The following is a 23,977-nucleotide window of genomic DNA, read 5'->3' as shown; positions in this document are numbered from 1 at the left end:
GGGCAGCCGCGGATCTGAAAAACCCCGGCTCGGACACGCGTCGCGTGCGATGGATTCGGAGGTGCATCATGAGCTTGAATGTGGCGAAGGGAACGAACTGGCGCCGATCGATCGTCGTCAAGATTTTTCTGGTCTGCTTCGTCTGCATCCATATCCCGCTGATCGCCTTGCTGTTGAACTTCGGTACGGGAGCCAGTTCGAACCCGCTGTCCGTCGGTCTTGTCGTTCTGGTGGCTACGCTGATCGGTACTGTCGCCTGCCTAGCGACAATGTGGTGGCTGACGCTGCCTCTGCGCAATCTGGCAAAGGCCATCAGCCAGTACCGTGCCGGGGGCGCCTTCAGCGAGGACCAATTGAGCAAATACGGCGAAGACGAAATTGCGGTGGTTACGCGCGCCGTCTGCGGGATGGTCGGGGAGATTTCGGCGCTTGCGGAACGGGTGAACGGAGAGCCGGGACTTGATCCGCTGACCGGTCTCATGAACGCCAGCGCCGTCTATAGCGTGCCGTTGCCGAGGCTTCCCGCACAAGCCGAGGGCGGCATCGACATCTATGTCGCCGTTTTCGAGTTGGAAACGATCGAGGCCGTAAGTGCCAAGCATGGCCGCGAGGTGGCCGATATGGTGCTCGTTGCCGTCGGAGATCTGGTGCGCCTGCACTTCGCGCCTCGACAGATTGCAGCACGCATGTCGGGAACGACCTTCATGCTGCTTTTTGCCGATGATCCGATCGCCGTCATCCACTCCTGCTGTGAGGCCATCCGAAAAAACGTGGAGCAACTCGAGGTTGGCCCCCTCGCGGCGGGCAGCCTTCGGCTGACCTTCGGCCTTGCTCCGCGTCGGACCGACGAAGCGATGGCCGATCTGCTGCACCGGGCAGACATGGCGCTTTTCAGGGCCAAGGATACGCTACGCACCGGGTTGGAAACGCTGAAGCCCTGAGGGCGAGGGGCTCGCACCCCTCGCATGCGCGGACCTGATGACAGGCGTCACTGCGGTCCGATCATCAGTTCCGGCCGGACATACTGGTCGAATTCCTCATCGGTCAGATAGCCGCCGCCGACAGCCTCCTGACGCAGGGTGGTGCCGTTCTTGTGGGCGGTCTTGGCGATCTTGGCGCAGGTGTCATAGCCCAGGCGGCTGTTGAGAGCCGTCACCAGCATCAGCGAATTTTCCACTCCCTTGCGGATGTTATCTTCTCGGGCCTCGATTCCGACGACACAATTGTCGGTGAAGGAGACGGCCGCATCGCCCAGGAGCTGGACGGACTGCAAGAAATTATAGGCCATCATCGGATTGTAGACATTGAGCTCGAAATGGCCCTGGCTGCCGGCAAAGGTGATGGCCGCCTGGTTGCCGAAGATATGGGCGCAGACCTGGGTCAGCGCCTCCGACTGGGTCGGGTTGACCTTGCCCGGCATGATCGACGAGCCAGGCTCGTTTTCCGGGAGTGCCAGTTCGCCGAGGCCAGCGCGCGGACCGGAGCCGAGGAAGCGGATGTCATTGGCGATCTTGAAGAGGGCAGCTGCGGCTGCATTGATGGCGCCATGGGCAAAGACCATGGCGTCATGGGCGGCCAGCGCCTCGAATTTGTTCGGCGCGGTGATGAAGGGCAAGCCGGTGATCTTGGCGATTTCCTCGGCCACCTTTTCGGCAAAGCCGATCGGGGCATTGAGGCCCGTGCCGACGGCCGTGCCGCCCTGGGCGAGTTCGTAGAGGCCAGGCAGGGTGATTTCGATGCGCTTGATCGATGAGGCAACCTGAGCGGCATAACCGCCGAACTCCTGGCCAAGCGTCAGCGGCGTCGCATCCTGCGTGTGCGTGCGACCAATCTTGATGATGTGCGCGAAGGCTTTCGCCCTGGCATCCAACGCCGCATGAAGGTGCTTCAGGGCCGGGAGCAGATGATGGACGACGTGCTCTGACGCCGCGATATGCATGGCCGTAGGATATGTGTCATTCGACGACTGGCTCATGTTGACGTGGTCGTTGGGATGCACAGGCTTTTTCGAGCCCATCTCCCCGCCCAGCATCTCGATGGCGCGGTTCGAGATCACTTCATTGGCGTTCATGTTCGACTGCGTACCAGAACCCGTCTGCCAGACCACCAGAGGAAAGTGATCGTTGAGCTTGCCGTCGATCACCTCCTGGGCGGCCGTGACGATCGCCTCGCCGAGTGCCGGGTCGAGCTTGCCGAGCGCCATGTTGGCGCGGGCGGCGGCCTGCTTGACGATCCCCAGCGCTCGCACCACCGGCAGAGGCTGCTTTTCCCAGCCGATCTTGAAGTTGCCGAGCGACCGCTCAGCCTGTGCGCCCCAATAGCGGTCGGAGGCGACCTCGATCGGGCCGAAAGTGTCGGTTTCTGTGCGATGGGTCATGGGATTTCCTGCCTGTGGGATGGTGGATGTGGCTGGTCGTGAAGCGGTGCTTTGCATTTAGGGAGTGACGCATGCGATACAAGCCGATGAACAGAAGTCGATAATTTCTGTCAAGTATTTCTCGCGCCGTGGACGCTCGCCTCGTGTCGGGTGCCTGTGTCCTTTCCGGCACGTCTGACGACTATTTGTCCGCGACTGGAAACGGTTCGCCCACCGTCGCTGTGCAGGATTTGTTAACGTCAATCAAAATTTAACGAATATTTCCATTTAGTTTGCGCGGAGGCGATGGCGGACATCGCCGGTCGGGTCACGCAAAGTTGAGGCCGACGGGTGTGCCCGCATGACATTGTCCAACTTTTCAATGAAATGCCGATCCGCTAGTGATCCGCGCATGACCAAACGTGCTTCGAGTCCGTTTGTGACTCGGACCGGGAAATGGAACAGAGAATGACGAGAAACAGGAAATTCGTAGTCACCGCGCTCCTCGCTGCGACGACTGCGGTCGGAACTCTTCCGGGCGATGCTGCCGCCACGACGCTTCTCGATCTTCTCCGGGGCGGACCAGGACGCCAGGCAAAACAGCAGGCGGCTCCCGCCTCTCTCGAAAGTCAGGCACGCGGTGGGCTCGAAATGGGCGATCCCGAGCCACTGCCGAAAGTCGCCGGCCCTCGGTACTATACCTACAAGCCCGAGGCGCAGCGCGCGATCAAGATCAAGCTGCCGGTGACGGACGCCGCAGCCGGATCGACCGAAGCGCCGTCTGCGGAGGTGCTTGGCGCCCGCCGTTTTCTGTCCGACGTTTCCGTGCGGGCCACGGACGAGGTCGCCAAGACCGTCGAGGGCTATTACGGCGATCCCAACAAGCCGCTGATCTGGACCAGCGAGGATGGCATTTCCGAGCGTGGTCGCGCCATGATCTCGGCGCTCGCAGGCGCCGATACGGTCGGTCTGTCGCCAGACGACTATCTCGTGGCGATGCCGACCGAGAACGCTGACCCGGCGGATCCGGAAAAGCGTCAGCGCGAACTCATGGCCTTCGAGGTTGCTCTCTCCGCTAAGGTCCTCACTTACGTGCAGGACACGGTTCGCGGCCGTATCGATCCGAATAAGATCTCCGGCTACTATGACTTCAAACGCAAGGGCGTGAATATTGCCCCCGTGCTCGACATGCTGCGGAAGAGCCCTGATGTTGCGGCCTATCTGCGTAACCGCGATCCAAAGAGCCCGCAATTCGTGGCGCTGCGCGACGAGCTTATGCGGCTGAAGGCAGAGGATGCCGAAGCTGAAACGCAGGCGATCACGATTGCGCCCGGCACACTGCTGAAGCCTGGACAGAGCAAGCCGGAGACGGCTCAGGTCATCGGTGCCCTGAAGCAGGTGGCGTCGGAAGCGGTGCTCACGCAGCATTCGGCGACGCTGACCGCCTATACCGGCACGCCGGACTACACGCCTGAACTTGTCGCTGTGGTCGAACAGTTCCAGAAAGAGAAGGGCTTAAAGCCGGACGGCGTCGTCGGTCCGGCGACGATCCGGGCCATGACCGGTCACAGCAATTCCGAGAAGATTGCCAAGCTCGAAGTCGCCATGGAGGCCCTGCGCTGGCTGCCGGCCGACCTCGGCTCTCGTTATGTCTTCATCAACGCGCCGGCCTTCGAGGCGACCTACGTCAACGACGGCAAGGAGCAGTTCTCAATGCGGGTCGTCGTCGGCTCCAAGGCCAACCAGACCTATTTCTTCCAGGATCAGATCCAGACCGTCGAGTTCAACCCCTATTGGGGCGTGCCGAAGTCGATCATCGTCAACGAAATGCTGCCGAAGCTCAGGGCCGATCCGTCCTATCTCGATCGCCTCGGCTACGAGGTTTCCTATGGCGGTCGGAAGGTTGCCTCGAGCCAGGTCAACTGGAATGCCACCCATGCCGTCGACGTTCGCCAGCCGCCAGGCGGCGACAATGCGCTGGGCGAGTTGAAGATCCTCTTCCCCAATGAACATGCGATCTACATGCATGACACGCCGTCGAAGAGCTACTTCAACCGCGACATGCGCGCGCTGAGCCATGGTTGCGTGCGTCTGGCCGAGCCGCGCGTCATGGCGGCCGCCGTCATGGGCACGACGGTCGAGGAGATCGGCAAGCAGATCGCCTCCGGCCAGAACCGCGCGGTGCAGGTGCCGCAGAAGATCCCGGTCTACGTTGCCTACTTCACCGCCTGGCCGAACAAGGATGGCGTGATCGAATATTTCGATGATGTCTATAGCCGCGACGACCATACGGCCAAGGCGTTCAAGGCGACGACCGATTCACGGGCGCCGCGCGTCTAAGTCGGCGATCAGATTGGTGACTTGACAAATGGCGGACCCTCGGTCCGCCATTTGCATTTTGTCGTGTCAGCCGACCAGCTGCTCGACGAGTTCGACTGTGAGCTCATCGAAATGGCTGATGATGTGCGAGGCGCCAAGCTCTTCGACGGCGACGTCGGAATAACCGAAGGGCACCGCGATCGAGGGGATGTTGCCATTTCGGGCGGCCATGATGTCGTTGATGCTGTCACCGATCATCAGGACCTTGCCAGCCTGACCGCCGGCACGCTCGACGGTCGCAAGGATATGCGCCGGATCCGGCTTGCGAAAGGCGAAGGTGTCACCGCCGGTAATCGTGGCGAAATAGCCGGTCAATTGCAGGCGTTCGAGCAGCGGGAGCGCCAACCGCTCCATCTTGTTGGTGCAAACAGCAAGAATGTATCCGGCAGCCTTCAGCCGCTCGAGCGCTTCGATCAGCCCGGGATAGGGGAGGCTCTTGCCTGGCATGCCGGCTTCATAGTGGGTGATGAAGCGGTCGAGCAGGGCAGGGACATCCGCTTCCGCAAGCGGTGCGCCGCGCAGGGCAAAAGCGCGCTGGATCATCACGCGCGCGCCTTGGCCGACCAGATGCGTCAGGTCCTCGTAACCCACGGGTGCCAGATCGCGGGCCGCGATCGTGTGGTTCAGGCTTTCGACAAGATCGGGTGCGGTAGCGATCAGGGTGCCGTCGAGGTCGAAAACGATGGTCGTGGTGGTCAAGCCGGCTCTCCCGAGACAATTCCAAAGTGCTGGCGGGTTATGGGAAATCCTCTGAAAAGGCAATGTCGCATGGCGATGCAGGGCTTTCACTCGGTCGAGGAGGCGTGTAAACAGCTTCCAACGAAACGGACGGGAGCTTTCGGCGCATGGACGCCCGCGAAATGAAGATCAAGGCCGCAGCTGCGGCGCTGGAGCATGTTGAAGACGGCATGCGTCTTGGGATCGGAACCGGTTCTACGGCCGAAGAATTCGTCCGGCTGCTGGCCGAGAAGGTTGCCGGCGGACTAAAGGTGCAGGGCGTGCCTACCTCTGAGCGCACGGCGCGTCTCTGCGTCGAACTCGGCGTTCCCCTGAAGTCGCTTGATGAACTGCCCGAGCTCGACCTGACCATCGATGGCGCTGATGAAATCGATCCGCAGTTCCGTCTGATCAAGGGTGGTGGCGGTGCGTTGCTGCGTGAGAAGATCGTCGCTGCGGCCTCGACACGAATGATCGTGATTGCCGACGAAACCAAGCTGGTCGAGACGCTCGGGGCCTTCCCGCTGCCGATCGAGATCAACCCGTTCGGCCAGGCATCGACCGTCTTGGCCATTGAGCGTCTGGCTTCGGATCTGGGGCTTTCCGGCCCGATGAAATTGCGCACCCGGTCGGACGAGAGCCTGTTCATGACCGATGGCGGGCACCTCATTCTCGACGCATCTTTTGGCCGCATTCCTGATGCAGACGCACTGGCAAGCCGGCTCAATCAGATTCCCGGCGTGGTGGAACACGGCCTCTTCATAAACTTGGCATCGCTTGCAATCATCGCCGGACCGGCAGGTGCGCGAGTGCTGGAGCCGAAGAACTAACAGGAGCATAGAATTTCATGATCAGCTTTACGCGTATGGGCCGCTTCGCCTCGATCGCCGTGATTGCCGGTAGCGTCATGCTGGGTGCGGTCTCCGCCAAGGCCCAGGATGTGCCGGCAGAACATCTGCAGGCTGCACGCGAGGCGATCAGCGCCCTCGGCGTCACCAACCGTTTCGACGCCATCCTGCCAAACATCGTCGATCGCCTGACCGCCCAGCTCATTCAGGCCTATCCGAACCTGCAGGACGTCATTTCGGCGAAGGTCGAAGAGGAAGCCCTGAAGCTTGCCGCGCGCCGCGCCGATCTGGAGCGTGAAGCCGCCGTCGTCTACGCCAAGGCCTTCACCGCTGCGGAACTGAACGAGATCACCGCCTTCTACGGCAGTGAAACCGGCAAGAAGCTCCTCAAGGACGGTCCGATCGCGACCCGCGAACTGCTGAAGGCCGCGGATATCTGGACTGCCGGTATTGCACGCGATCTGGAGCAGCAGGCGAACGAGTCGCTGCTTGCAGAGGTTCAGGCGGAACAGCCTGCGCCCGAAGCAGCGCAGCCCTAAGTCGACCAACGTCGGTTTTTTAAGCCCGGGCAAACACCCGGGCTTTTCTTTTTGTGCTCCCGCCTCCTATATCAGGCGCAGTTGCAAGCAGAGCCCGAACGGGCAGGAGATCCCCCATGAGCCAATTCGACTATGACCTCTTCGTCATCGGTGGTGGCTCCGGCGGGGTGCGCAGTGCGCGGGTCGCGGCATCTCTCGGGAAGAAGGTTGCGATCGCGGAAGAGTACCGGTTTGGCGGGACCTGCGTCATCAGGGGATGCGTGCCGAAGAAGCTGTTCGTCTATGCGTCGCAGTTCCACGAGCATTTCGAAGATGCCGCTGGCTACGGCTGGACTGTGGGAGAAAGCCGGTTCGACTGGCCATCGCTGATTGCCGCCAAGGACAGGGAAATTTCGCGCCTCGAAGGCCTTTACCGCAAGGGGCTGGAGACTGCAGGCGTCGAGATCCTGGAGACGCGTGCCGAGCTGACCGGGCCGCACAGCGTTCGCCTGGTGAAGTCCGGCAAGGAGGTCACCGCCGAGCGCATCGTTGTTGCCGTTGGCGGTGCCGCCAATCCCCATGCCGCACTTCCCGGCCACGAGCTCTGCATTTCCTCCAACGAGGCGTTCCATCTGGAGGCGCTGCCGCGTTCGATCCTGATTGCCGGGGGCGGCTATATCGCGGTGGAGTTTGCCAACATCTTCCATGGGCTCGGCGTCGAGACGACGCTGATCTATCGCGGGGCGGAGATCCTCAGCCGCTTTGACCTGGACATGCGGCGCGGCTTGCACGAGGCGATGGTCGCCAAGGGTATCCGTATTGTGTGCCAGGACCACATTCAGAAGGTGACGAAGTCGGCGGCCGGCAATCTTGAGGTCGAGACGATCAACAATGGTCGGCTTGTCGTGGAGCAGGTGATGCTGGCGCTCGGCCGCGATCCGAACACGACGGGCCTTGGGCTCGAAGCTGCGGGTGTGGAGACCAACGAGCGCGGTGCGATCGTGGTCGACAGCTATTCGCGCACCAATGTGCCGAGCATCTTCGCGCTTGGCGACGTCACCGATCGTGTCCAACTGACCCCCGTCGCCATCCACGAAGCGATGTGTTTCATCGAGACGGAGTACAAGAACAACCCGACGTCTCCGGACCATGACCTGATTGCCACAGCTGTCTTTTCGCAGCCGGAAATTGGCACGGTTGGATTGTCCGAAGAAGCCGCCGCCAAGAAGTTCGAGGAGATCGAGGTCTATCGTGCGCAATTCCGCCCGATGAAGGCGACGCTGTCGGGCCGGGCGGAAAAGATGATCATGAAGCTGATCGTCAATGCGGCGGATCGCAAGGTGGTCGGCGCGCACATACTCGGACACGACGCCGGCGAGATGGCCCAGTTGCTCGGCATCACGCTGAAGGCTGGCTGCACCAAGGACGACTTCGACCGGACCATGGCCGTTCATCCGACGGCGGCGGAAGAACTTGTGACGATGTATGCGCCGAGCTATCGGATCAGGAACGGCGAACGGGTCTGATCCGTCGCTTCTTCCGACGATGAACGAGGCAGGGCGGGCCTCGAAAAGGCCCGCCTGCGCCATCTAGAACTTCGAAATGAGGTCCAGGCCCAGAACGGGTGCCGACAGTGCGGCCAGGGTCAGGAGAGAGAGCAGGACAATCCGGAGCCTGCGGGTCTTTCGGGTTTGTACGCCAGTCCAATCATACGCCATCACACGATCCTCATGATCAACGCGGGAAGTCGAAACTTCCCGAACACCACGCTACGCCCCCGGGGGCCGGGGTAGAGGTCGAGGCTTGCGTGAAGCTTGCCTCCGACCGGATCCATGAACGACTGCTTAGAACACAGTGCCTTCAGACATTGCATGCTGGCATCAATGATTTGCTTTGCAAGGAAATGCTGATGCGGCGACTGTATGCCCCCTGTGAATCATGTGGGTAACGATGATGCAGTGCAGCAGTTGTCTAGCGTTTCAACCAGTCGATCGCAGGTTGCCACAATGTCTCCTTGAAGGCTGATCGGAAGAAGCCAAGGTGTCCGACGCGGCCGCCGGCTTCCTCCGGCGAAATCCAGCGGACCTCCGTCGGAGCACGGTTGTAGTATTTGAGCAGCGCCTGCTGCGCTTTCGGCGTGCCCCAGGGGTCGTCCGTCAGGCCTATAGCCAGGATAGGCGTCTCGACCTCGGCAAAACGGCGGGCGGCATCCATCGTCGGGTCGGCGAAGAAATATTCGGGATGTCTGCCCCAGCGCGCCCATTCCCTGAAGATGGTGCCCGGCAAGGTCTGGCCAAGGCCGATCTGGCCTGGGACCTTGCCGAGCAGCGTTGCCAGGGGAACGCCGACGAGGTTCATCTGGCTGAAGACGCGAAAGCGCGGCTTGGTGTTGCCCCAGTAGCCCGTCATTGTCGCCACCATCAGATAGCGGGAGAAGCGCTTCGAGCGTCCGCCAAGGGCGAGCACCTGTCCGCCGAAGGATTGGCCGATGCCGACAAGCGGGTGATCTGGCGCTTCCAATTCAAGCCGATGCAGGGCGGCGGGCATGTCGAAATGCGCCCAGTCGCGCATCAGCAACGGACGTTTCCAGTGGCGCGGAGCCTGTGAGCCGGCGACCCCGCGATAGTCGTAAATGAGTGCCGCTCTGAAACCGTGCTGGGTCACGAGATGCTCGGCAAAGCGGGCATAGAAACCGCGGGGGACCGCGGCTGCCGACGAAATCAGAGCCAGCGGCCCATCACCGCTGCCGCGCATCAATGTGCCGTGCAGGGCAAAATGATCCGTCGTTTCGAACTGGATCTCGAATTTTTCCATCACGTGTTGCGTCATGCCGAACCTCCCGCTCCGGATGCCAACTCCGATCTTACGTTTACGTTCATGTCATATCAAGCACCGCGCGAGGTTCGTTCGGGTGAGGTCACTTTTCGCCCATGTGGACGGTGCCCGTTCCCGGCGTCCCACCCTTCGAAAGTCCCTAAACTACGGCTTTGCAAGCGGTGATTAACCGTTTATAAGCCCCCATCCGATGCGGCCGGGAGGTTGCCGCAGTTAGTTTCAGACAGGTGAAGACCATGGCGCAGAATTGGACCCCGAGCAGCTGGAGACAGAAGCCTATCAAGCAGGTTCCGGCCTATCCGGACCTCGATGCATTGAAGGCTGCCGAGCAGCAGCTCTCGACCTATCCGCCGCTGGTCTTTGCGGGTGAAGCCCGTCGCCTGAAGAAGTCGCTCGCGCAGGTCGCCGAAGGCGAGGCCTTCCTGCTGCAGGGCGGCGACTGCGCCGAGAGCTTTGCCGAGCATGGCGCCGACAACATCCGCGACTTCTTCCGCGCCTTCTTGCAGATGGCTGTCGTGCTGACCTTTGGTGCGCAGCTGCCGGTGGTCAAGGTTGGCCGTATCGCCGGCCAGTTCGCCAAGCCGCGGTCGTCCGACATGGAAAAGATCGGCGACGTCGAGCTGCCGAGCTACCGTGGCGACATCATCAACGGCATCGAATTCACCGAGGACGCGCGCATTCCGAGCCCGGAACGCCAGCTGATGGCCTATCGCCAGTCGGCGGCGACGCTCAACCTGCTGCGCGCTTTCGCCATGGGTGGCTATGCCAACCTCGAGAACGTGCATCAGTGGATGCTGGGCTTCGTCAAGGATAGCCCGCAGGCCGAGCGCTACCGCAAGCTGGCCGACCGTATTTCCGAAACCATGGATTTCATGAAGGCTGTCGGCATCACCTCGGAAAACAATCCGAGCCTGCGCGAGACCGATTTCTTCACCAGCCACGAGGCCCTGCTTCTCGGCTATGAAGAAGCGCTCACCCGCGTCGATTCGACCTCGGGCGACTGGTATGCCACGTCTGGCCACATGATCTGGATCGGCGACCGTACCCGCCAGGCCGATCATGCACACCTGGAATACTGCCGTGGCATCAAGAACCCGATCGGCCTGAAGTGCGGCCCGTCGCTGCAGGCGGACGATCTTCTGAACCTGATCGACATCCTGAACCCGCAGAACGAAGCCGGTCGCCTGACCCTGATCTGCCGCTTCGGTCACGACAAGGTTGCCGAGCACCTGCCGCGCCTCATCCGTGCCGTCGAGCGCGAGGGGCGCAAGGTCGTGTGGTCCTGCGATCCCATGCATGGCAACACGATTACGCTCAACAACTACAAGACCCGTCCCTTCGAGCGGATCCTGTCGGAAGTCGAGAGCTTCTTCCAGATCCACCGTGCGGAAGGCTCGCATCCGGGTGGTATCCACATCGAGATGACCGGCAAGGACGTCACCGAATGCACCGGTGGTGCGCGCGCGGTCACCGGCAATGATCTTGCCGACCGCTACCACACCCATTGCGACCCGCGTCTCAATGCCGACCAGGCTCTGGAACTTGCCTTCCTGCTTGCCGAGCGGATGAAGAGCGGCCGCGACGAAAAGCGGATGATGGTTGCGAACGGCTGAAACATAGGTTCAGCTTTCCGAGTTTGACGACCGGGCGGGCTTCCATGAAGCTCGCCCGGTTCGCGTTTCGGAGGTGACATCATGCAAGACAAGACGGGGCGCTGCCTGTGCGGCGCGGTGACGATCACGGTTCGGGGAAAACTCGCTCCGGTCAGCTATTGTCACTGCTCGCAGTGCCGTCGGCAGACCGGGCTCTATTATGCTACGGCGGATGCCGCGATCTCCGATGTCGAGATTACGGGGCGCGACAGCATCGGGACCTTTCGCGCAAGCGCGGACGCTGAACGTGCTTTTTGCCGCCAGTGCGGCTCGGCACTCTACTGGAAGGGTAATGGAGAGGGCAGGATGTCGCTCATGGCCGGCCTTTTCCCGAACCCGACGGGGTTCGAAGGCGGCTACCACATCTTCTGCGCCGACAAGGGCGACTTCTACGAGATCAATGACGGACTGCCGCAATATGCCGCGAGCCGCAACTGAGCTTAGTCAGGCTGCAGCTGCGTTCGAGGTCTTGATACCCAATTCCGCCAAGGCTTTATCGTAGGAGAGATCGACGGCGGCGAACTTGGCGGACTGCCAAGCGAAATAGTCCTCGACAAATCGGCTGCTCAGCATCAGATCGCCCCGGCGTCGCGGCTGTTCCCAATGCAGCAGGTTCTCGGTCTCGGCCTTTTTGAACATGCGTTTTAGGTTGGTGGTCGAAACCTGATAGGTCTCGCTGAGGTCCGTGAGGCTGACCGGGCCACAGGAGTGCGCCTCGGCCGTCCGGTTCACGTCATCAAGCCGCGCGATCATGTCGTGAAGAATGATTCCGCCGAGATCCGACCACAGGAAATGGCCGATCGTATCTGGCGGATCGCGCCAAATCGGATCGCCCACCATAAGATCAGCGCCAATGGGCTGGGCGATCACGAAGATCCGCTCGTCCGCAAGCGAGGTCATTTCCCGGTTGCCGCCATCGAGGCGATCGAGACAGGCGAGGTGGCCGTTGAACCAGCTTCGAAGCCCATTCAGGCTGAGTTCTGTGGGCTCGAGGACGCGCACGCGCTTGTCGGGCACTTCGGGAACATCCCGCAGGAACTTGTAGGCGACCAACTCGGCGAGGTAGCCGGTTGCGGTATTGCGGCTGGCTGCGCCGAGGCGCATGACCGTTTCGACGAAGCGGGTCGCCGTCAGGCCCGACAGCGGATCATCGGGCGTACGCCGCAGTGCCAGCGCAAAGACCGACTGTGTCATCAACCACTTGCGATGGGATGCCTTGAGGCGCGACATGCGCGGTGTGCGCATGTGGATCGCGATCAGGTGTTGGGCAATCTGTTTTTCGATGGCCGGGTAAAGCGGATGTGCAAATATTTCGGCGCGCGTCAAAAACGGCATGGCAATGGCTCGTCTCTAAACTTTGAGTGCCAACAGAGTGGCTGGCTGCAAACGCAGTCGGGCCATGACAGTGGTCGCAATACTGTCAAGAACTCTGATTTGTCGAACAAAAAAAGTCTATGGCCGAAATTGTGGGGCGCTGCAATAGCAGCGCCCGGTCAAAATCTCTTTATGGATAATTGTGATCGCAAGTAACGGCCGGCTCAACTGCTCGGCTGAAGTCTACCCGATTGTTCCGGGAAGAAACGTTCCATTCCGTAGCCTTCGCCGAACATCACGTCATGCTGAAGCAGGCGATAGTCACGGATAAGCGGATCGATCCGGCCGGACAGCGCCCAGTCAGCCTGGGCCTTGTTGTTGCGGCCGATGAGCTGATGGCGGTCGATGACGGCGTAACGTTCTGCCACACGACCGAGCATGCCGGTGTAATAGGGGTGACGGTAGCCGGCCATGTGGACGATATAGTAGGGCAACTGCGACGGGCTGACGGAGCCGATATCCTTCTGGACGCCGCGCTTGGACGACCAGACGACCAGCGGCGTCTCATGCTCGCGCTTCATCGTCTCGACCGAGGCTTTGCGGGTTGCAACCACATTCGCCATATAGCCACTTTCGGTATAGACCTCGTGGAGTGGCGGTAAATGGTCGCCGAAGAGAACAATGATCGTTTCGCGGCGCCGCTTCTTGGCCCAGTCCATCAGATCCTTGAGGCTCTCGTCGGCTTCCTTCACGCCCTGTGTATAGGTCTCCAGCGCGCTGACATTGCGCTCGGACAGGGTGGGGGCATCAACGCCGATGGTATTCTTCACATAGCGGTTGCGCTCGTACGGGCCGTGGCCCTGCAGCGTGACGGCGAAGAAGAAGAAGGGCTCGTCCGTGTTGTCGGCCTCCTTGATGATGTAACGGGTCAACGCATCGTCGGAAGCAAAGATGCCGCGCTTGTCCATGGCCGGCATAGTCTCTTCCGAATGAAACTGCCGGAAACCGAGCGACTGGTAGACATTGTTGCGGTTCCAGAACCAGCCCTGGAAGGGATGAAAGGCCTTTGTCACATAGCCCTTCGATTCAAAGAAGGTCGCAAGCGAGGGTACCGGACGGCGGATATACTGCTGATAGGGGATGCTGCCATAGGGCAAGAAAGCGTTCGAGAAACCGGTCAAGGCCTCGAATTCGACATTGGCGGTCATGCCGCCGAATTCCGGCGAGAAGACGTGGCCGGACTGGCTCGCCCGGATTGTCGGCATCGGGTCAGCCGAATAGCGGATGCTGCTCATGCGGGTCGGATCCCAAAGGGATTCGCTCATGACGACGATGACATCCGCCTGACGGCCCGAGAAAAAGGAGGCCGGCAGCAGATCGGTTTGCATGTCGGTGATCGCGACCTTGCTGTAGCCATCGGGTGCAGCGACGTTGGCCATCGGCACGTTGAAGGCGAAGGCGAGCAGGAAGCCGTTGTGGCGATAGTTTTCCTTCTGGTCCCACATCATCGGCACGATTTTCAGCCGATCGCGCAAGGCCGAGTAGGTCATCGGATCCATCAGCGACGCGAAGCCGGCGAGCAGCGGAATGGCAAGCGCAGCCCGAACTCCTCGGCCTGTCAGATTGAGGCGCGGGAAGACCTTCCGGCTCTTCCAGATGAGCGCGACAAAGGCCGCAACGGCAACAAGGCCGCCAATTGCAAGTGCGACTGCCTTCATCGGTTCTGCGGCGACCATGGCCGGCAGGAGCTGCAGGATCTGGCGACCAAAGAGAAGGTCGCTGGGGAAGAGCGGATCCGACAGGAAAAGCTGCTTCTGGCCTGAGAAGAAAGCGGGCAGGAGGGTCAGCGGGGCGATGAGAAGTGTCGACTGATAAGCCTTGCCGATGATCGCATCGGCAAAGGCGAGTATCAGGAATACGATGCCGACTGCCACCAGACCCGGCCGGTTCGACGCCGTCATGTATTCAACCACATCGACCATAGTGCCGCGCGCCAAAATCTCGCTCAGGAAGACGATGGCGGCGGCAATAAGCCCGGTGTTTATCAGCTGGATCGCAAATTGGATGATCGAAGAGCCGCCGATTTCGCGCTCGCGCAGGACGCCGACGGCGCTAACGACATTTGCGATTCGCGATTTCGGGCTGGTTTGGACCACGTCGAACTCCAGGTCATGGAAGGGTGTCATGAAAGGTTCGCATAGGTGTCACATAAGCGTCATGAATGCTACATGAACCGCGACATATGAGCTTAAGTTCCCGGTGTTCTCCGCGGTTTGGTTAGTGTCGGGCCCGCCTGGAGCCCGCCTTCGAAAGAAGCAGCGTTGCGAACCGTCCGGCGAGCCGCTAAATCGGTTTCATGAGCGAAACAAAGAAGATCTCAGACGTCCTGCGCATTGCGGTGGCACAGTTCAATCCTGTTGTTGGCGATGTCGTCGGCAATCTGGCCAAGGCGCGTGCGGCGCGTGCGGATGCGGCCGGGCAGGGGGCTGACCTGGTCTTGCTGACGGAGCTCTTCATATCCGGCTATCCGCCCGAAGATCTCGTCCTGAAGCCGTCTTTCCTGAAAGCCTGCCTGCAGGCTGTCGAGGCGCTTGCAGCTGATACGGCCGATGGCGGACCGGGCGTTATCGTCGGCTTTCCGCGCCTGGGCGAGAAAGGCCGGCACAATTCCGTCGCGATCCTCGATGGTGGCAAGATCCTCGCCTTCCGCGACAAGATCGATCTACCGAATTATGGCGAATTCGACGAGAAGCGCGTCTTCGTCGAAGGCGAAATGCCGGGGCCCGTGAATTTCCGCGGTGTGCGGATTGGCGTGCCGATCTGCGAGGAGATCTGGAACGATCTCGGTGTCTGCGAGACGCTTGCCGAGACGGGCGCCGAAATCCTGCTCGTGCCGAACGGCTCGCCCTATTATCGCGGCAAGGTCGATATCCGTCATCAGGTGGCGCTGCGCCAGGTGATCGAGACAGGCCTTCCTCTTGTGTTTGCCAACCAGCTCGGCGGTCAGGACGAACTCGTTTTCGATGGTGCGAGCTTTGCCTTCAACGGTGACAAGTCGCTTGCCTTCCAGATGAGCCAGTTCGAGGAGACGCTGTCGGTCACGACCTGGAAGCGGACCGCGGATGGCTGGCGCTGCGATCAGGGGCCGATGTCGCGCATTCCGGAAAAGGAAGAGGCCGACTACCGCGCCTGCGTTCTGGGCTTCCGGGATTATGTCAACAAGAACGGCTTCAAGAGCGTCGTGCTCGGGCTCTCCGGTGGTATCGATTCCGCCATCTGTGCGGCGATCGCGGTGGACGCGCTTGGCGAGGAGCGGGTTCGCACGATCATGTTGCCTTACCGATATACTTCTCAGGAAAGCTTTGCCGATGCCGAAGCCTGCGCCAAGGCACTCGGCTGCCACTACGATATCGTGCCGATCCAGGACCCGGTCGAAGGGTTTCTCTCGTCGCTGTCCGACATGTTCGAGGGGACCGAGAGCGGCATTACCGAAGAGAACCTGCAGAGCCGGACGCGCGGCACGATCCTGATGGCGATCTCCAACAAGTTCGGCTCCATGGTCGTGACGACCGGCAACAAGTCCGAGATGTCGGTGGGTTATGCCACGCTCTACGGCGACATGAATGGCGGCTTCAATCCGATCAAGGACCTCTACAAGATGCAGGTCTATGCGCTTTCTGCCTGGCGCAACGAAAACGTACCGCCCGGTGCGCTCGGCCCTTCCGGCGAGGTGATCCCTGCCAATATTCTCTCCAAGGCACCGTCAGCGGAGCTTCGTCCGAACCAGACCGACCAGGACTCGCTGCCTCCCTATCCCGTGCTTGACGACATTCTCGAATGCCTGGTCGAAAAGGAGATGGGCGTTGATGAGATCGTCGCGCGTGGCCATGACATTGCGACCGTTCACCGGGTCGAGCATCTGCTCTACCTCGCCGAATACAAGCGGCGGCAGTCGGCACCGGGCGTGAAGATCACCAAGAAGAATTTCGGACGCGATCGCCGCTATCCGATCACGAACCGGTTCCGGGATCGATAAGAGTGTCGATTGAGAACCGCGACGCCCGGGCTGCTTTGCCTGATTTCACGACGGAAGAGCGCAGCTATATCTTTGCTGTCGGAGCGCATGACAATCAGGATAGCGGGCTGTACCGGACGCTCTCAAGCGCAGCCTACTTCCTGCCTTCGATGGCGATCGGCTGTTACGGTCTGTGGGAGGGGAGCTTCAAGATGCTCGGCATCGGCTTCCTCACGCTGATCGTCAGCTTGATCTGGGGTTTCTACACCGAATGGCGCAATGCTCACATTGAGCAGACGGGCCGGACGATCTTCGCCAAACTGCGCCAGGCGATGGAAAATCGCTCAGGTGCTGATTGATTCTTCCAAGGAGACCATGATGCGCAGTTCGGTCGAGATCTACGATATGACGACCCGAGAATGCGAGGTCGTCTGGCAGACGGATGACCTCGTCGAGGCGCCCAACTGGTCGCGCGATGGCGAGTTTCTGGTCATCAACGGCGATGGTCTGCTTTATGCGTTGCCGCTCGATGAAGACGATCCCGAACCGGAACTGATCGACACGGGTTTTGCCGTGCGTCTCAACAATGATCACGGGATCTCGCCGGATGGCGCCTCGATCGCTTTCTCCGACCATACGCTCTTCGGCAAGTCCTGCATCTATCTGCTGGGTGATGGTGACGACGAGCCGCGCCAGGTCACCGACAAAATGCCATCCTACTGGCACGGCTGGTCGCCGGACGGTAAGGAGCTTGCCTATTGCGGCGAGCGCAACGGCGCCTTCGATATCTATACCATCTCGACCAAGGGCGGGGCCGAGCGGCGGCTGACGAACGGCGAAGGGCACAATGATGGTCCCGATTATACGCCTGATGGTCAGTGGATCTATTTCAACTCCAGCCGGACCGGCACCATGCAGATCTGGCGCATGCGCATCGATGGCAGCGACCTGCAGCAGCTGACCTCAGACGGTTATGGTGACTGGTTCCCGCATCCCTCTCCGGATGGGAAGAAGGTGCTCTTCCTCTCCTACGATGCCGATGTCGAAGGCCATCCGCGCGACAAGCAGGTACGGCTTCGGTTGATGGATGCCGATGGCGGCAATGTCGAAACACTCATCGAGTTCTTCGGCGGTCAGGGCTCGATCAATGTGCCGAACTGGGCGCCGGACGGATCGGCTTTCGCCTTTGTCCGCTACTTCCCGGTCGAGGCCTGAGCCTGTCGCATTCGGGTCTGTCCCGCTGCTGGTTCTTGCGGTATTGATCCTAAGTCAGGTGCTTGCCGTTAGGTGAGAGAATCGGGAAGCCGGCGAAAATCCGGCACGTGCCCAACGCTGTGAGGCGGACTTGATGCGCAAGGGGAAACCCGGCCACTGGAGCGATCCGGGAAGGCGCGCATCCTGGATGATGCCCAGTCAGAAGACCGGCCTGGCGAGATAGACCTTTCCCGCGTGGACGGCGGGTGGTTGCGCATTGTGGGGATTACGATGCACGACAGACCGAACGAGTTGCTCGTCCGGACGGCGCCTTTCGCCGATCAGGATAAACAGGCCGTCTACCGGGCCATTCACACGCGACGCGATGTCCGCGACCAGTTCCTTTCCGATCCGCTGCCGGACGATCTGGTGCGCCGGCTGCTTGAGGCAGCCCATGCCGCACCCTCCGTGGGCTTCATGCAGCCATGGAGTTTCCTGATGATCCGCTCTGCTCGAAAGCGCGAGGCGATCTGGCAGGCGTTCCGACGGGCGAACGAAGAGGCGGAGGCGATGTTTCCGGTCGAGCAGCGCGACGCCTATCGATCGCTGAAGCTGGAAGGCATCCGCAAGGCGCCGCTTAACATCTGCGTCACCTGCGATCCGGATCGTGCGGGGCCTGTCGTGCTCGGACGCACCCATGATCCCAGGATGGACGCTTTCTCGACTGTCTGCGCCATCCAGAATCTCTGGCTTGCCGCCCGTGCGGAAGGGGTCGGGCTCGGCTGGGTCAGTATTTTCCACGAATCGGAGGTGAAGGCGCTCCTTGGCATTCCGGAGCGGATCCAGATCATTGGCTACCTCTGCCTCGGCTATGTCGACGAACTCTATGCGACGCCGGAGCTTGAGGTAAAGGGATGGCGCAAGCGAATGCCGCTCGACGATTTGATCTTCGAGGAGAGCTGGGGGCAGATCGCGGAACGGCCGATCACTCCTGCAGCGGCTGTGGACCTGATGTCGCCGGGTTCCTGAGATCGATCGTTCCCTTGTCGGAAGGGAGGAAGGCAGGGCCAACGCGGCGGACGTTGAGGCTGGCCTCATCCAGTACGCGCTCCGTAGCAGGCACCGTTGCTGACGCAGCCTCTCGTTTTTCCGGTGAAACTTCGATGACGGACGACTGGTAATCGGGAACGGCCGGACGCGGCGTCATGCGCTGGTGGTATTGCTGCAGGTTGCAGGCGCAGGCGGGTTCCGCGTCGCTGCGCCGGTTGCGGTAGAGGAAGGCGTTGGGCAGATCGCGATAGGGGCGGCCGCTGACTGCCGAGATCATGTCCACGGTTTCGCTGCGTTCCGGCGCGTGGAAAAACAGCTCCGTCTCCGTGCCTGGACACATCTGCTGACATTGCGCCGCATCGCGGGCGAAGTTCATTGCCGAGGTATGTGACGAGATCGGGAAGAAACCGCCATCGCAGGTACGCACACACAGCGTGCGGACATTGCCGGTAGGCATCATGCTCATCGGCGGGGGCGAAGCGGAATAGGCGGCCTCGGCTGCCCGGTCCGGGCGATAGGGTTCCGCCAGCGTGTCGAGATATGGAATGCGCTCGGCGTCCTCCGGATAAGCCGCTTGATCCGGTCCACAGCCATTCGCCTCAAGTGCTGTGACCAGGGCTGCTCGCGCATCCTCGACACGGCTTTCGCGCAGATCGGAAAGTCTTGCTGCCAGGATGTCGCGATTGGCCTCCATGCGGGAGATTGCCGATGCCAGATCGCTGCAGTCATTGCCGCCATCGGGGCGGATCTGAACAATGGAGGAGGTCAGGCAGCGCAGCCGCCGCTGATCCTGGCGCGCCTTGCGCAGCTCGAGGTTCTGCTGGGCTATGGCGCTGGCATAGCTGTTGATTTCAGGCGACTGTCCGCCCTGTTCCACCAGAACCAGCCTGTCGCGCAGCCGCTCGCAGAGCGCCGAGGCCTCAGCCCCGTTCGGCAGCGCGCTGCCAAGGGCGATCAGCAAGGCGATGGAACTGACTATCCTGCTCGGCACATTCGGATCCCAGTTGTCGTTTACAAGGCATAATACGACCCTTGTGATCTGAAGATAGCCGAGTGCCGGCCAAATGAAAATGACGGATGCCGTGGCGGATGCGCGAGCGGCCATCCGCCACGTCTTTCGTCAGGCGGCCTGTGCTGCCGTCAGGGTCATCGGCGCTTCAAGCACGCTGCCGTCGATGGCGGCCACCGTTTTCATTCGATCGAGCAGATCCTGCGACACCTCCCAGGAGACCGCCACCGCCTGGACCACGCCGATCCGCTGTGGCTCGCCGATCCGGATGCCCGGGCAGCCCATGCGTTTGAACATGCGCTCCAGGAAGACGTCGGTGACGGTGACAATGTGGCTGAGACCAGATGCAAGGCCCAGTTCGCCCACGCCACACATCAGTTCGGCTGCCGCGATCGTCACCTGGTTGCTCGCCCGGTCCTGGGAAATCCCCGGATCGATACAGAAGCGACTGGATTCCCAAACTGCGGCGCTGCGGATTTGTGGTCCATCACCGAGGAGGATGGGAAAGGTGTCGTCGAGCATGTTGGGGCCGAGCGTCGGCAGGAGGCGCAATGACCCACGCAGTCTTCCCTCGTCGCCATAGGACAGGACATAGAGAGGGTTGGCTCGGTCGTAGTCGTCGATCTCCCAGGCGTCACGCACCTGGACTTCCCAGCCCAAAAGGTCATGGAATACCCGCTTTCTCAGCCTGTGCATCGCGTCGATATCGGCGGGAAACTGATTGCGACGCGTGCCGTTGATGATCCTGATCATGCTTTGCTCCTTCTTGCAGAACGGAACAGGCAGCATGCGTTGCAGGGGGACGCGCTAAAACTGGCGGTGGCGCCAGCTTCATGAAATACAATCTATGATATCGTGATGCGATTTGCCCTAATCACGGGAACTTGGCTCTACGAGCCGCGGGATCAGGCCACGCCAGACGGCTTCCGCGACAGCTTGTGCATTGTTGACGACGTCGAGTTTCTCGCGCGCATTGGCCATGAAATGGCGGATAGTGCGCTCGGAAATGCCGAGAATGACGGCCGTTTCCCAATAGCTCTTGCCAGCGGCGATCCAGGCCAGCGTTTCCCGTTCGCGGCGGGTGAGAGGACGGGCGCGAGCCGCTTCCAATTGTGCATCGGTGGACGCTCTGGCCAGGCGCGCATTGAGCAGGGTGCCGAGGCTCAGCATGTCGCGGTCATGGGCGCGACGCCAAGCGGACAGAGCCTCCGGAGTAGAGGTGAACTCGACCAACAGGCAGCTTTGGCGTCCCGGCAGCGGATAGCCGATGATCCTTTGGTCGCGATTTACGCTTCGCTGCCATGACGTAAGCTCGATGGGTTCGAGCCCGGCAAGGAGGCTGGCGACCTGTTGAAAAGCCGCTCTGCGGTTGAGCAAGCGCGCCAGGTGATGCGGGTTTCGTCGGTGGCTATCCGAGATGTTGTGAGGCCGCACGCGTGCGCTCGCGATCATTCCATTGAGATAAGTGATCCGGCCCGTCCGGTAAGCGCTCTGAAGCCTGGATAAGAAGTCTCCGGGATCAGGCGTCTCCTGCCGATCCAGCCACTCCAGGAGATCGAAATACGCGTCTGACAGCCCCATCAACAATACCCAGCATTTCAAGGGGCGCAGTGTCGGGGCTACCGCTTTGGCTTGTCCAGATGGCAAATTTCGCCAAAGCAAGCGGCAAACCGTTTGCCGCTCGCAAAAGCTTCTTCAGACTGCCGGCTGCGAGGCTTCCACGACGGCAAGCGCCGCCATGTTGACGACGCCGCGCGAGGTGACCGAGGTCGACAGCACGTGGGCGGGCAGGGCGGCACCGAGGAGGATCGGGCCGACATGCAGCGCGTCCATCATCATGCGGACGATGCCGAGCGAAATGTTCGCGGCATCGAGGTTAGGGAAGACGAGGAGGTTCGCTTCACCGGTCAGCGTGCTGTCCGGCATGGCGCGTTTGCGTAGAACTTCCGAAAGCGCCGAGCCGCCCTGCATCTCACCGTCGACTTCGAGGTCCGGTGCGGCAGCTCGGATGATTTCCAGCGCCCGGCGCATCTTCGAGGCGCTGGCGGACGGCCGCGAGCCGAAGTTCGAATGCGATAGCAGCGCTGCCTTCGGCGCGATGCCGAAGCGACGGATTTCCTGGGCTGCCAGCATCGTCATTTCGGCGATCTCTTCGGCACTCGGGTCGTCGGTGACGAAGGTGTCGGTGAAGAAGATCGCGCCGCGCTGCGAGATCAGCAGGCTCAAGCCCGAATAGTCGCGCACGCCGGCGCGCTTTCCGATGATCTGGCGAACGTCGCGCACGTGGCGGTCGAAACGGCCTTCGACGCCGCAGATCAGCGCATCGGCATCACCGCGCTTCACGGCCAGCGCACCGATCACGGTCGTGTTGGTGCGGACGATCGTGCGAGCCGCTTCCGGGTTAATGCCGGCTCGGCCAACGAGGGCGAAGTAGTCATCGACATAGTCGCGGTAGCGCGGATCGTCTTCCGGGTTGACCAGCTGGAAATCGGTGCCCGGGCGGATGCGCAGGCCATAGCGCTTCAGGCGGGTCTCGATGATCTGCGGGCGGCCGATCAGGATCGGTTCGCCGATGCCGTCTTCGAGCAGCACCTGGGCGGCACGCAGCACGCGCTCGTCTTCGCCTTCCGAGAAGATCACACGCTTCTTGGTCGCCGTCTTCGCTGCCGCGAAGATTGGCTTCATCACGAAGCCGGAGCGGAAGACGAAGCGGTTCAGCTGGTCGAGATAGGTGTCGAAATCGGCGATCGGGCGGCGGGCGACGCCGCTGTCGGCCGCAGCCTTGGCGACAGCCGGGGCGATGCGCAGGATGAGGCGCGGATCGAAAGGCGAGGGGATGAGATAATCGGGGCCGAAGGTCGGCGTTTCGCCGGTATAGGCCTTGGCGGCCACTTCCGAGACTTCCTCGCGGGCGAGCGCTGCAATCGCGCGCACTGCCGCCATCTTCATTTCTTCGTTGATCGTGGTTGCGCCACAGTCGAGCGCGCCGCGGAAGATATAGGGGAAGCAGAGGACGTTGTTGACCTGGTTCGGGAAGTCCGAGCGGCCGGTGCAGATCATCGCGTCCGGACGGGCAGCGCGTGCCTCTTCCGGCATGATCTCGGGCTTCGGGTTTGCCAGTGCCATAATCAGCGGCTTCGGCGCCATGCGGGCGAGCAGCTCCGGCTTCAGGACGCCGGCGGCCGAGAGGCCGAGGAAGACGTCGGCATCGTCGATGCTTTCGGAAAGGGCGCGCTTGTCGGTTTCCTGGGCGTAGACTTCCTTCCAGGGATCCATCAGCTCGTTGCGGCCCTTGTAGACGAGGCCCTCGATGTCGTGCACCCAGATGTTCTCGCGCTTGGCGCCGAGAATGACGAGCAGGTTGAGGCAGGCGAGAGCTGCAGCACCAGCGCCGGAGGCGACGATCTTAACGTCCTCGATCTGCTTGCCGGCGAGTTCGAGGCCGTTCAGGATGGCGGCTGCGACGATGATTGCCGTGCCGTGCTGGTCATCGTGGAAGACAGGGATGTTCATCTTCTCGCGAAGCTGATCCTCGACCTGGAAGCATTCAGGCGCCTTGATGTCTTCAAGGTTGATGCCGCCGAAGGTCGGCTCCAATGCCGAGATGGTGGAGACCATCTGGTCGACACCGGGAGCATCGATCTCGATATCGAATACATCTATGCCGGCGAATTTCTTGAAGAGGACGGCCTTGCCTTCCATGACGGGCTTGGAGGCAAGCGGTCCGATATTGCCGAGGCCGAGAACGGCCGTGCCGTTGGAGATGACGGCGACGAGGTTGGAGCGTGCCGTGTAGTCATCGGCGGCTGCCGGATCGTCCTTGATGGCGAGACAGGGGGCGGCGACGCCGGGCGAATAGGCAAGGGCCAGATCGCGCTGGTTGCCGAGTGGCTTGGTGGCCTGAATCTCCAGTTTCCCGGGACGGGGATAGCGGTGATAGAAAAGCGCCTGTTCGTCGAGATCAGCGGTCGGGTTTGCAACTTGCGGCTTGTTCTTGTCCTGAGAAGTCATCGGTTCACCGGCAATTCCTGTCTTCACTTACTCCTTGTCGTCATACACGAATTGGCCGCGAGTGGTAGACTTTAGTTCC

20 protein-coding genes and 1 riboswitch are annotated in these 23,977 nt (G+C 61.2%); of the genes, 11 read left to right on the top strand and 9 right to left on the bottom strand.

All coding sequences use genetic code 11. The annotated features are described in order from the left end of the window. The first annotated feature begins 68 nt into the window (after positions 1–68). A complete protein-coding gene (locus ACQKP1_RS11485) occupies positions 69–941 on the top strand; it encodes a GGDEF domain-containing protein (RefSeq protein ID WP_203016482.1) in 873 nt (290 codons plus the stop codon). 47 nt (positions 942–988) lie between these two features. On the opposite strand, the gene fumC is transcribed toward ACQKP1_RS11485, so the two are convergent. Then, positions 989–2,377: a class II fumarate hydratase gene (fumC, locus tag ACQKP1_RS11480; RefSeq protein WP_427275319.1), complete on the bottom strand. Its 1,389-nt coding sequence runs from the start codon at positions 2,375–2,377 to the stop codon at positions 989–991. Positions 2,378–2,824: 447 nt separating this feature from the next. Here fumC and ACQKP1_RS11475 point away from each other — a divergent pair, with 447 nt between their 5' ends. Continuing rightward, the gene (locus ACQKP1_RS11475) at positions 2,825–4,696 is read left to right on the top strand and encodes a L,D-transpeptidase family protein (RefSeq protein ID WP_427275318.1); all 1,872 of its coding nucleotides are present in this window, start codon (positions 2,825–2,827) and stop codon (positions 4,694–4,696) included. Positions 4,697–4,762: 66 nt separating this feature from the next. Here ACQKP1_RS11475 and ACQKP1_RS11470 read toward each other — a convergent pair whose 3' ends face one another. Then, positions 4,763–5,434: an HAD family hydrolase gene (locus ACQKP1_RS11470; RefSeq protein WP_427275317.1), complete on the bottom strand. Its 672-nt coding sequence runs from the start codon at positions 5,432–5,434 to the stop codon at positions 4,763–4,765. A gap of 146 nt (positions 5,435–5,580) precedes the next feature. Between ACQKP1_RS11470 and rpiA the strand changes: the two genes are divergently transcribed. From rpiA to gor, 3 genes are all read left to right on the top strand, one after another. Beyond that, positions 5,581–6,282, top strand: a complete 702-nt coding sequence (gene rpiA, locus ACQKP1_RS11465) for a ribose-5-phosphate isomerase RpiA (RefSeq protein ID WP_427275316.1) — start codon at positions 5,581–5,583, stop codon at positions 6,280–6,282. A gap of 17 nt (positions 6,283–6,299) precedes the next feature. Continuing rightward, complete coding sequence (locus ACQKP1_RS11460; RefSeq protein WP_203016475.1) at positions 6,300–6,839, top strand: DUF2059 domain-containing protein; 540 nt, start codon at positions 6,300–6,302, stop codon at positions 6,837–6,839. Positions 6,840–6,955: 116 nt separating this feature from the next. After that, positions 6,956–8,344, top strand: a complete 1,389-nt coding sequence (gene gor / locus ACQKP1_RS11455; protein ID WP_427275315.1) for a glutathione-disulfide reductase — start codon at positions 6,956–6,958, stop codon at positions 8,342–8,344. Positions 8,345–8,789: 445 nt separating this feature from the next. Here the strand turns inward: gor and ACQKP1_RS11450 are convergent, their stop codons facing one another. Continuing rightward, positions 8,790–9,647, bottom strand: coding sequence for an alpha/beta hydrolase family protein (locus tag ACQKP1_RS11450; protein ID WP_427275314.1), 858 nt, complete (start codon positions 9,645–9,647; stop codon positions 8,790–8,792). Positions 9,648–9,889: 242 nt separating this feature from the next. Here ACQKP1_RS11450 and ACQKP1_RS11445 point away from each other — a divergent pair, with 242 nt between their 5' ends. Next, the gene (locus ACQKP1_RS11445) at positions 9,890–11,266 is read left to right on the top strand and encodes a class II 3-deoxy-7-phosphoheptulonate synthase (protein ID WP_203016472.1); all 1,377 of its coding nucleotides are present in this window, start codon (positions 9,890–9,892) and stop codon (positions 11,264–11,266) included. Between the two features lie 81 nt (positions 11,267–11,347). Then, positions 11,348–11,743 (top strand): GFA family protein, encoded by a 396-nt coding sequence (locus ACQKP1_RS11440; protein ID WP_427275313.1) that lies wholly within the window; start codon positions 11,348–11,350, stop codon positions 11,741–11,743. 6 nt (positions 11,744–11,749) lie between these two features. On the opposite strand, the gene ACQKP1_RS11435 is transcribed toward ACQKP1_RS11440, so the two are convergent. Together ACQKP1_RS11435 and ACQKP1_RS11430 are read right to left on the bottom strand one after the other, a co-directional pair. Next, positions 11,750–12,640 carry a hypothetical protein gene (locus ACQKP1_RS11435; protein WP_427275312.1) on the bottom strand — a complete coding sequence of 297 codons (891 nt, stop codon included), beginning with the start codon at positions 12,638–12,640 and terminating at the stop codon, positions 11,750–11,752. A gap of 203 nt (positions 12,641–12,843) precedes the next feature. Further along, positions 12,844–14,805, bottom strand: a complete 1,962-nt coding sequence (locus ACQKP1_RS11430; RefSeq protein ID WP_427275311.1) for an LTA synthase family protein — start codon at positions 14,803–14,805, stop codon at positions 12,844–12,846. Positions 14,806–14,975: 170 nt separating this feature from the next. Between ACQKP1_RS11430 and ACQKP1_RS11425 the strand changes: the two genes are divergently transcribed. The 4 genes from ACQKP1_RS11425 (at position 14,976) to bluB (ending at position 18,857) form a co-directional block, all read left to right on the top strand. Continuing rightward, a complete protein-coding gene (locus ACQKP1_RS11425; protein ID WP_427275310.1) occupies positions 14,976–16,655 on the top strand; it encodes an NAD+ synthase in 1,680 nt (559 codons plus the stop codon). Between the two features lie 2 nt (positions 16,656–16,657). Beyond that, on the top strand, positions 16,658–16,993 hold the full coding sequence (locus ACQKP1_RS11420) for a hypothetical protein (protein WP_427275309.1): 336 nt from the start codon (positions 16,658–16,660) through the stop codon (positions 16,991–16,993). Between the two features lie 19 nt (positions 16,994–17,012). Continuing rightward, positions 17,013–17,849 carry a TolB family protein gene (locus ACQKP1_RS11415; RefSeq protein ID WP_203016462.1) on the top strand — a complete coding sequence of 279 codons (837 nt, stop codon included), beginning with the start codon at positions 17,013–17,015 and terminating at the stop codon, positions 17,847–17,849. Between the two features lie 39 nt (positions 17,850–17,888). Then, positions 17,889–18,078, top strand: a riboswitch (cobalamin riboswitch). 41 nt (positions 18,079–18,119) lie between these two features. Then, positions 18,120–18,857 carry a 5,6-dimethylbenzimidazole synthase gene (gene bluB, locus ACQKP1_RS11410; protein WP_427275308.1) on the top strand — a complete coding sequence of 246 codons (738 nt, stop codon included), beginning with the start codon at positions 18,120–18,122 and terminating at the stop codon, positions 18,855–18,857. Here the strand turns inward: bluB and ACQKP1_RS11405 are convergent. From ACQKP1_RS11405 to ACQKP1_RS11390, 4 genes are all read right to left on the bottom strand, one after another. Continuing rightward, the gene (locus ACQKP1_RS11405; protein ID WP_427275307.1) at positions 18,814–19,869 is read right to left on the bottom strand and encodes a DUF2865 domain-containing protein; all 1,056 of its coding nucleotides are present in this window, start codon (positions 19,867–19,869) and stop codon (positions 18,814–18,816) included. The two genes, bluB and ACQKP1_RS11405, sit on opposite strands and share 44 nt — an antisense overlap. 129 nt (positions 19,870–19,998) lie before the next feature. Then, positions 19,999–20,640 (bottom strand): acyl-homoserine-lactone synthase, encoded by a 642-nt coding sequence (locus tag ACQKP1_RS11400; protein WP_427275306.1) that lies wholly within the window; start codon positions 20,638–20,640, stop codon positions 19,999–20,001. Between the two features lie 117 nt (positions 20,641–20,757). Further along, complete coding sequence (locus ACQKP1_RS11395; protein WP_427275305.1) at positions 20,758–21,468, bottom strand: helix-turn-helix transcriptional regulator; 711 nt, start codon at positions 21,466–21,468, stop codon at positions 20,758–20,760. Between the two features lie 114 nt (positions 21,469–21,582). Beyond that, complete coding sequence (locus ACQKP1_RS11390; RefSeq protein WP_427275304.1) at positions 21,583–23,898, bottom strand: NADP-dependent malic enzyme; 2,316 nt, start codon at positions 23,896–23,898, stop codon at positions 21,583–21,585. Positions 23,899–23,977: the final 79 nt, after the last annotated feature.

Source organism: Allorhizobium sp. NPDC080224 (genome assembly GCF_050281005.1).
GTDB lineage: Bacteria > Pseudomonadota > Alphaproteobacteria > Rhizobiales > Rhizobiaceae > Allorhizobium.
The sequence above is the reverse complement of the archived record's forward strand: the minus strand, read 5'-3'. Positions and strand labels throughout refer to the sequence as shown.

What these genes read in the sequence shown, in the direction of transcription:
- gor (WP_427275315.1), top strand. Translation starts at nt 6,956, where the DNA reads ATGAGCCAATTCGACTATGACCTCTTCGTCATCGGTGGTGGCTCCGGC.
- ACQKP1_RS11485 (WP_203016482.1), top strand. Translation starts at nt 69, where the DNA reads ATGAGCTTGAATGTGGCGAAGGGAACGAACTGGCGCCGATCGATCGTC.
- rpiA (WP_427275316.1), top strand. Translation starts at nt 5,581, where the DNA reads ATGGACGCCCGCGAAATGAAGATCAAGGCCGCAGCTGCGGCGCTGGAG.
- ACQKP1_RS11430 (WP_427275311.1), bottom strand. Translation starts at nt 14,805, where the DNA reads ATGACACCCTTCCATGACCTGGAGTTCGACGTGGTCCAAACCAGCCCG.
- ACQKP1_RS11425 (WP_427275310.1), top strand. Translation starts at nt 14,976, where the DNA reads ATGAGCGAAACAAAGAAGATCTCAGACGTCCTGCGCATTGCGGTGGCA.
- ACQKP1_RS11400 (WP_427275306.1), bottom strand. Translation starts at nt 20,640, where the DNA reads ATGATCAGGATCATCAACGGCACGCGTCGCAATCAGTTTCCCGCCGAT.
- ACQKP1_RS11390 (WP_427275304.1), bottom strand. Translation starts at nt 23,898, where the DNA reads ATGACTTCTCAGGACAAGAACAAGCCGCAAGTTGCAAACCCGACCGCT.
- ACQKP1_RS11475 (WP_427275318.1), top strand. Translation starts at nt 2,825, where the DNA reads ATGACGAGAAACAGGAAATTCGTAGTCACCGCGCTCCTCGCTGCGACG.
- ACQKP1_RS11395 (WP_427275305.1), bottom strand. Translation starts at nt 21,468, where the DNA reads ATGGGGCTGTCAGACGCGTATTTCGATCTCCTGGAGTGGCTGGATCGG.
- ACQKP1_RS11445 (WP_203016472.1), top strand. Translation starts at nt 9,890, where the DNA reads ATGGCGCAGAATTGGACCCCGAGCAGCTGGAGACAGAAGCCTATCAAG.
- ACQKP1_RS11450 (WP_427275314.1), bottom strand. Translation starts at nt 9,647, where the DNA reads ATGACGCAACACGTGATGGAAAAATTCGAGATCCAGTTCGAAACGACG.
- bluB (WP_427275308.1), top strand. Translation starts at nt 18,120, where the DNA reads ATGCACGACAGACCGAACGAGTTGCTCGTCCGGACGGCGCCTTTCGCC.
- fumC (WP_427275319.1), bottom strand. Translation starts at nt 2,377, where the DNA reads ATGACCCATCGCACAGAAACCGACACTTTCGGCCCGATCGAGGTCGCC.
- ACQKP1_RS11435 (WP_427275312.1), bottom strand. Translation starts at nt 12,640, where the DNA reads ATGCCGTTTTTGACGCGCGCCGAAATATTTGCACATCCGCTTTACCCG.
- ACQKP1_RS11460 (WP_203016475.1), top strand. Translation starts at nt 6,300, where the DNA reads ATGATCAGCTTTACGCGTATGGGCCGCTTCGCCTCGATCGCCGTGATT.
- ACQKP1_RS11440 (WP_427275313.1), top strand. Translation starts at nt 11,348, where the DNA reads ATGCAAGACAAGACGGGGCGCTGCCTGTGCGGCGCGGTGACGATCACG.
- ACQKP1_RS11415 (WP_203016462.1), top strand. Translation starts at nt 17,013, where the DNA reads ATGCGCAGTTCGGTCGAGATCTACGATATGACGACCCGAGAATGCGAG.